Consider the following 5621-nt stretch of genomic DNA (forward strand, 5'->3'; position numbering starts at 1 on the left):
CCGCGGGTCGGCCCCCCGGCACCGGCCGCCACGGCGGGCGGGCCGGCCACCAGCGCCGTCAGCACCTCCGCCGTGCAGGGCCGTGCGTTGGACGCGCCGGCGGCCTCATCCAGCGCGCCCGCCCCGTCGGCCGCCGCAGCCCCTGCGGCCAGCGCCGAGGACGTGAGCTTCGCCTGGCCGGCCAAGGGCCAGCTCCTCGACACCTTCGACGAGGCCCGCTACAAGGGCGTCGGCATCGGCGGGCGCCTGGGCGACCCGGTGCTGGCCGCGGCCGATGGTCGGGTGGTCTACGCCGGTGCCGGCCTGCGCGGCTACGGCAACCTGATCATCCTCAAGCACAACAACACCTACCTGACCGCCTACGCCCACAACCAGGCACTGCTGGTCAAGGAAGACCAGACCGTGCGCCAGGGCCAGAAAATCGCCGAAATGGGCAGCAGCGACGCCGACCGGGTGAAACTGCACTTCGAGGTGCGTCGCCAGGGCAAGCCGGTCGATCCCCTCAAGCACCTGCCGGCCCGCTGATGAACGCGCCCCTGAACGCAACGGCGACCGCGTCGCCCGGCCTGGACCTGCCTGTCGACGTGCCCGCCGCTCCCTCGGCGCCTTTGCCCGAAGGCTGGCTGGAAATCGTGTCCCTCGACCTGGAGGCCCAGGGCGTGGCCCGCAAGCCCGACGGCAAGGTGGTGTTCATCGACGGTGCCTTGCCGACCGAACGCGTGAGTGCCCAGACCACCCGCCGCAAGAACCAGTGGGAGCAGGCCAGCCTGACCGATATCCACCGCGAATCGCCGCTGCGGGTGGTGCCGCGCTGCCCGAACTTCGGCCTGCACGCAGGCGCCTGCGGTGGCTGCAAGATGCAGCACCTCGACCCGCTGGCCCAGGTCGCCGTCAAGCAGCGCGTGCTGGAGGACAACCTCTGGCACCTGGGCAAGGTCAAGGCCGAAACGCTGCTGCGCCCGATTGCCGGGCCGGCCTGGGGCTACCGCTACCGCGCCCGCCTGTCGGTGCGCTACGTCGCCAAAAAGGGCGAGGTGCTGGTGGGCTTCCACGAGCGCAAGAGCCGTTACGTGGCCGACATGAAGGTTTGCCACGTGCTGCCGCCGCACGTCAGCGCGCTGCTGGTGCCGCTGCGCGAACTGGTGTTTGGCATGGACGCGCGCGAGACCTGCCCACAGATCGAGCTGGCCTGCGGCGACGCGGTGACCGCGCTGGTGTTGCGGCACCTGGAGCCGTTGTCCGCCGCCGACCTCCACCGCCTGCGCGAGTTTGCGTTGCGCCACAGCGGGAACGGCCAAGTGATCCAGTGGTGGCTGCAGCCCAAGGGGCCGGACACGGTGCACCTGCTCGACACCGAGCCCGCCCCGGTGCAGCTGGCCTACGGGCTGCCCGACTTCGGCATCGAGATGCCGTTCAAGCCGACCGACTTCACCCAGGTCAACCCGCACATCAACCGCGTGCTGGTCGCGCGTGCGCTGCGCCTGCTCGGGGTGCAGCAGGACGAACGGGTCATCGACTGGTTCTGCGGCCTGGGCAACTTCACGCTGCCGCTGGCGACGCAGGCGCGCGAGGTGCTGGGCATCGAAGGCAGCGAAGCGCTGGTCGCGCGTTCGCGCCAGAACCTGGAGCGCAACCAGGCGCAACGCGGCGGCCTGGCGCCGACGAGCTTCGTCGCGCGCAACCTGTTCGAGATGACGCCAGACATGCTGGTGGCCGACGGCTATGCCGACAAATGGCTGGTCGATCCGCCGCGCGAAGGGGCGTTTGCCCTGTCCAAGGCGCTGGCCGACCTGCACCAGTCGCGCATCGGCGCCGAGGGCGCTGCCCCGCTGACGCCCGAGCAGGCGGTCTGGACGCCGCCGAAGCGCATCGTCTACGTCAGCTGCAACCCGGCGACGCTGGCGCGCGACGCCGGCCTGTTGGTGCATCAGGCGGGCTACCGCTGCACCGCCGCAGGGGTGGTCAACATGTTCCCGCACACGGCGCACGTCGAATCGATCGCCGTGTTCGAGCGCGTCACCGACTGAGCGGGTGCCGCTCCCGTCCCGGTCCAGCCGGGATGGGGCGCGTCAGCGTCCCGACGGGGCGATATTGGGCCGGCCCGGCAAGGTCGGCAAGTCCACGGTGCCTGTGCCGGCCTTGCCGCTCGGTGCTGCCGCGGTGTTCGGGGCGGGCGCCGTCGCCGTGCTGCCGCCCGACGGGGGCACGATTTCTTCCACAGGTGCGGCCGGTGCGCTGCTGGGGGCCACCGGGGCGGGCTCGGCCCCTTTGATCGGCATGCCGGCGATCTCGTTTTCGCGCATGTAGGCGTCCATCTCGCGCCAACCGTCGAAGATCGCGGCCTTTGAGGCCTTCGGGTTGGAGCTGTAGCAGTCCTCGATGTTGCGCACCGAGTAGCGGCAGGCGCTGCCGATGGCCCGGCCCTCGGCCTCTTTTTTCTGGGCGGTTTTGGCCGGGGTTTCCACGCCCAGGGCGTCGCAGCCGCTCAAGGCCCAGACGCAGGCCAGAACCAGCAGGGGAAGGCGTGTACGGCGGAAGAGGGGGGCGGGACGGGACATGAGAGGATTTTCGGCCATCTGCGGCACAACTTGACGCCAGCGCCCACGAAAAAGGGGCCGCGTGGGCCCCTGGGTGGATTGCGGCGCCTGGGCAACGCTCAGTCGCGTTCGCCGCCGAACAGGCCGAGCAGGGCCAGCAGGCTCTGGAAGATGTTGAACAGGCTCAGGTACAGGCCCAGGGTGGCGCTGATGTAGTTGGTCTCGCCGCCGTCAACGATGCGCTTGAGGTCGACCAGCAGGAAGGCGCTGAAAATGCCGATGGCCATCACGCTCAGCACCGCCATGCCGATGGGACTGCCGACGAAGACGTTGACGAGGCCGCCGATCATCAGCACCACGGCGCCCATGAACAGCCACTTGGCCAGGCCGTCGAGGTCGCGTTTGATGACCGTGGACAGGTTGGCCATGACCAGGAACACGCCTGCGGTGCCACCGAAGGCGGTCATGATCAGTTCGCCCCCGTTCTGGAAGCCCAGCACCGTCGCCAGCAGGCGCGACAGCATCAACCCCATAAAGAAGGTGAAGCCCAGCAACACCGGCACGCCGGCGGCCGAGTGCTTGGTCTTTTCGATCGCGAACATGAAGCCGAAGGCCCCGCCGAGGAAGACGACCATGCCCAGCACGCCGGTGAGCGCGGCGGTGATGCCAGTGGCCACGCCGATCCAGGCACCCAGGACCGTGGGCAACATGCTCAGGGCCAGCAACCAGTAGGTGTTGCGCAGCACTTTGTTGCGTTCCTGGGAGGCAACTGCGCTGCCGAAGCGGCCGTAGCTGCGGGTCTGGTCGGTCATGGATGAAACTCCTCGTGAAAAAAGATCATTGTAGAAGCGGCCACAAAGCGTTTAAGCTTTTGGCCTTGTACCCTTAGAGCCCGCAGGGCAAGGAAAGTTCATGAAATCGAAAGCTGTGCTGGAAATGTCCGACATCAAGGCCGTCGCCGCTGCCGCGGAGGCCGAGGCCCTGAAGAACAACTGGGCCGTCACCATCGCCATCGTCGACGACGGCGGCCACCTGCTGTGGCTGCAGCGCCTCGACGGCGCTCCCGCCGTTTCCGCGCACATTGCCCCGGCCAAAGCCCACACCGCCGCCCTGGGCCGGCGCGAGAGCAAGGTCTACGAGGACGTGATCAACCAGGGTCGCACTTCTTTCCTGAGCGCGCCCACCGTGGCCGGCATGCTCGAAGGCGGCGTGCCCATCGTCAAGGACGGGCAGTGCATCGGGGCCGTGGGCGTCAGTGGGGTGAAGTCCAGCGAGGACGCCCAAATCGCCAAGGCTGGCATCGCCGCCTTGGGACTCTGAGCCGCACCCGCTCCGGACCCGCCGCCCGTGCGGGGTGTTCATTTGGTCAGGATCAGTTTGCCCTGGCGCGTGGCCTGCAAGCGGTAGACCTGGCCCTGGTGCTGGATCAGGATTTCACGCTGGCCTTGCAGCAGCCAGGCGCTGTCCAGCGCCGGCGTGCCGGGCCGTTCGGCCCAGGGCGCCGGGGCGTCCAGCGCACCCGGGTGGCCGCCGAACGGGGGCGTCGGTGCGGGGCTCATGGCTCGGTGACGAAGGCCAGCTTGCGCACCCCGGCGCGCTGGGCGCTGGCCATGGCCTGGGCCACGCGCTCGTAGCGCACCGCCTTGTCGCCGCGGATGTGCAGGTCGGGCTGCGGCGTCTGCGCCGCGGCCTGGGCCAGGCGCGCGTCCAGTTCCTCGTCGCTCACCGGGGCCTCGTTCCAGTGGAACTGGCCCTGGGCGTCCACGCTCAGGCGCACGGTGTCGGGCTTGTCCGGGTTGGCCTGGGTGGAAGCCTGGGGCAGGTCCACATTCACCGAATGCTTCATCACCGGCACGGTGATGATGAAAACGATCAGCAGCACCAGCATCACGTCGATCAGCGGGATCATGTTGATCTCGCTCAGCACCTCGCCGTCGTCGGCCTCGGGGTGGGAAAACGCCATGCTTGCCTCCTTCAGCCTTGCTTGATCGGACGCACCTTGCCGCCGGCCGCCGCGTCCTGGCCGCCGACGCGGGCGCCGGTGACGAAGTAGGCGTGCAGGTCGTGGGCGAAGCGGTTGAGCTTGTGCAACAGGCCCTTGTTGCTGCGCACCAAGGCGTTGTAGCCCAGCACCGCGGGAATCGCCACCACCAGGCCGAGCGCGGTCATGATCAAGGCTTCCCCGATGGGGCCGGCGACCTTGTCGATGGTGGCCGAGCCCGATGCCCCGATGCCCAGCAGCGCGTGGTATATGCCCCACACCGTGCCGAACAGTCCCACGAAAGGCGCGGTCGAACCGACCGAAGCCAGGACGGCCAGGCCCGACTGCAGGCGGGTGGTGAAGTCGTCCAGCGCGTTGCGCAGCGAGCGCGTCACCCATTCGCTCACGTCCAGGCTGTCGTGCAGCTGGCGCGGCGGCTCGCCGTCCAGGTGCAGGATGTGGCTGGTGGCTTCGCGGCCCTGCAGGGCCAGCAGGTAGAAGGGGTTGTCGCCCTCGGGGCCGAGCTTGTTCAGGCCTTCGGCAAAGTCCTTGCTGTGCCAGAAATTGTCGACCGCGCGGGCCTGCACGCGGTGGCGGCGCAGGTTCAGCGCCTTGACGGCGATGACCACCCAGCTGGCGACCGACATGCCCAGGAGGATGAGGGCGACGGTGCGGGTCACCCAGTCGCCTTGCGACCAGACGTGGCTCAAGCCAAATTGCGTTTCCATACGGTGTTTACTCCAAGACAAAATTGATCGGGATGTTGAACCACATCGCTTCGGCCACGCCGTTGCGCTTGCCGGGCACGTAGCGCCAGCGCAGCACGGTTTGCAAGGCGGTCTGGTCCAGGCGTTCGTAGCCGCTGGACGTGCGGATTTCGGCTCTGGAGGCGCTGCCGTCGGCTTCGATGAAGACGCGCAGCACCACCTTGCCCTGTTCGCCCAGGCGTTTGCTCAGACCGGGGTAGGGGGGGCGCGGGTTGTTCAGGTAGTCGGCGCTGGCCGAGGGCAGTTCCACGCGCGCCGGTGGCGGCGTGGCGGGGCCGGTGGCTGCCGTGTTGGCCGTTGTGCTGGGGGCGGCCGGCCCGGGTGCCGAGGCGGCGG

At 68.9% G+C, this 5621-nt stretch carries 9 protein-coding genes; 3 read left to right on the forward strand and 6 right to left on the reverse strand.

Annotation, left to right across the window (positions count from 1 at the left end; genetic code table 11):
- On the forward strand, positions 1-525 hold a 525-nt coding region (locus CON77_RS14555; RefSeq protein WP_157826990.1), incomplete at its 5' end, for a peptidoglycan DD-metalloendopeptidase family protein.
- The gene (gene rlmD, locus CON77_RS14560; protein ID WP_101050295.1) at positions 525-2027 is read left to right on the forward strand and encodes a 23S rRNA (uracil(1939)-C(5))-methyltransferase RlmD; all 1503 of its coding nucleotides are present in this window, start codon (positions 525-527) and stop codon (positions 2025-2027) included. The genes CON77_RS14555 and rlmD, both read left to right, overlap by 1 nt.
- A gap of 42 nt (positions 2028-2069) precedes the next feature.
- On the opposite strand, the gene CON77_RS15405 is transcribed toward rlmD, so the two are convergent.
- Both CON77_RS15405 and CON77_RS14570 read right to left on the reverse strand, forming a co-directional pair.
- Positions 2070-2558: a hypothetical protein gene (locus CON77_RS15405; RefSeq protein WP_198552405.1), complete on the reverse strand. Its 489-nt coding sequence runs from the start codon at positions 2556-2558 to the stop codon at positions 2070-2072.
- Positions 2559-2656: 98 nt separating this feature from the next.
- On the reverse strand, positions 2657-3349 hold the full coding sequence (locus CON77_RS14570; RefSeq protein ID WP_101050297.1) for a Bax inhibitor-1 family protein: 693 nt from the start codon (positions 3347-3349) through the stop codon (positions 2657-2659).
- Between the two features lie 100 nt (positions 3350-3449).
- Here CON77_RS14570 and CON77_RS14575 point away from each other — a divergent pair, with 100 nt between their 5' ends.
- On the forward strand, positions 3450-3857 hold the full coding sequence (locus CON77_RS14575) for a GlcG/HbpS family heme-binding protein (RefSeq protein ID WP_101050299.1): 408 nt from the start codon (positions 3450-3452) through the stop codon (positions 3855-3857).
- 38 nt (positions 3858-3895) lie between these two features.
- Here the strand turns inward: CON77_RS14575 and hemP are convergent, their stop codons facing one another.
- The 4 genes from hemP to CON77_RS14595 form a co-directional block, all read right to left on the reverse strand.
- Positions 3896-4096, reverse strand: coding sequence for a hemin uptake protein HemP (hemP, locus tag CON77_RS14580; RefSeq protein ID WP_101050301.1), 201 nt, complete (start codon positions 4094-4096; stop codon positions 3896-3898).
- Positions 4093-4500, reverse strand: a complete 408-nt coding sequence (locus tag CON77_RS14585; protein ID WP_101050303.1) for an ExbD/TolR family protein — start codon at positions 4498-4500, stop codon at positions 4093-4095. Before CON77_RS14585 ends, hemP begins: the two co-directional genes overlap by 4 nt.
- 11 nt (positions 4501-4511) lie before the next feature.
- Positions 4512-5246 (reverse strand): MotA/TolQ/ExbB proton channel family protein, encoded by a 735-nt coding sequence (locus CON77_RS14590; protein ID WP_101050305.1) that lies wholly within the window; start codon positions 5244-5246, stop codon positions 4512-4514.
- 7 nt (positions 5247-5253) lie between these two features.
- Positions 5254-5621: energy transducer TonB (locus CON77_RS14595; RefSeq protein ID WP_157826991.1), on the reverse strand; the 368-nt coding region annotated here is incomplete at its 5' end.

This window comes from Macromonas nakdongensis, from assembly GCF_002837145.1.
GTDB classification, from domain to species: domain Bacteria; phylum Pseudomonadota; class Gammaproteobacteria; order Burkholderiales; family Burkholderiaceae_C; genus Macromonas_B; species Macromonas_B nakdongensis.

What these genes read in the sequence shown, in the direction of transcription:
- CON77_RS14585 (WP_101050303.1), bottom strand. Translation starts at nt 4,500, where the DNA reads ATGGCGTTTTCCCACCCCGAGGCCGACGACGGCGAGGTGCTGAGCGAG.
- rlmD (WP_101050295.1), top strand. Translation starts at nt 525, where the DNA reads ATGAACGCGCCCCTGAACGCAACGGCGACCGCGTCGCCCGGCCTGGAC.
- hemP (WP_101050301.1), bottom strand. Translation starts at nt 4,096, where the DNA reads ATGAGCCCCGCACCGACGCCCCCGTTCGGCGGCCACCCGGGTGCGCTG.
- CON77_RS14570 (WP_101050297.1), bottom strand. Translation starts at nt 3,349, where the DNA reads ATGACCGACCAGACCCGCAGCTACGGCCGCTTCGGCAGCGCAGTTGCC.
- CON77_RS15405 (WP_198552405.1), bottom strand. Translation starts at nt 2,558, where the DNA reads ATGTCCCGTCCCGCCCCCCTCTTCCGCCGTACACGCCTTCCCCTGCTG.
- CON77_RS14575 (WP_101050299.1), top strand. Translation starts at nt 3,450, where the DNA reads ATGAAATCGAAAGCTGTGCTGGAAATGTCCGACATCAAGGCCGTCGCC.
- CON77_RS14590 (WP_101050305.1), bottom strand. Translation starts at nt 5,246, where the DNA reads ATGGAAACGCAATTTGGCTTGAGCCACGTCTGGTCGCAAGGCGACTGG.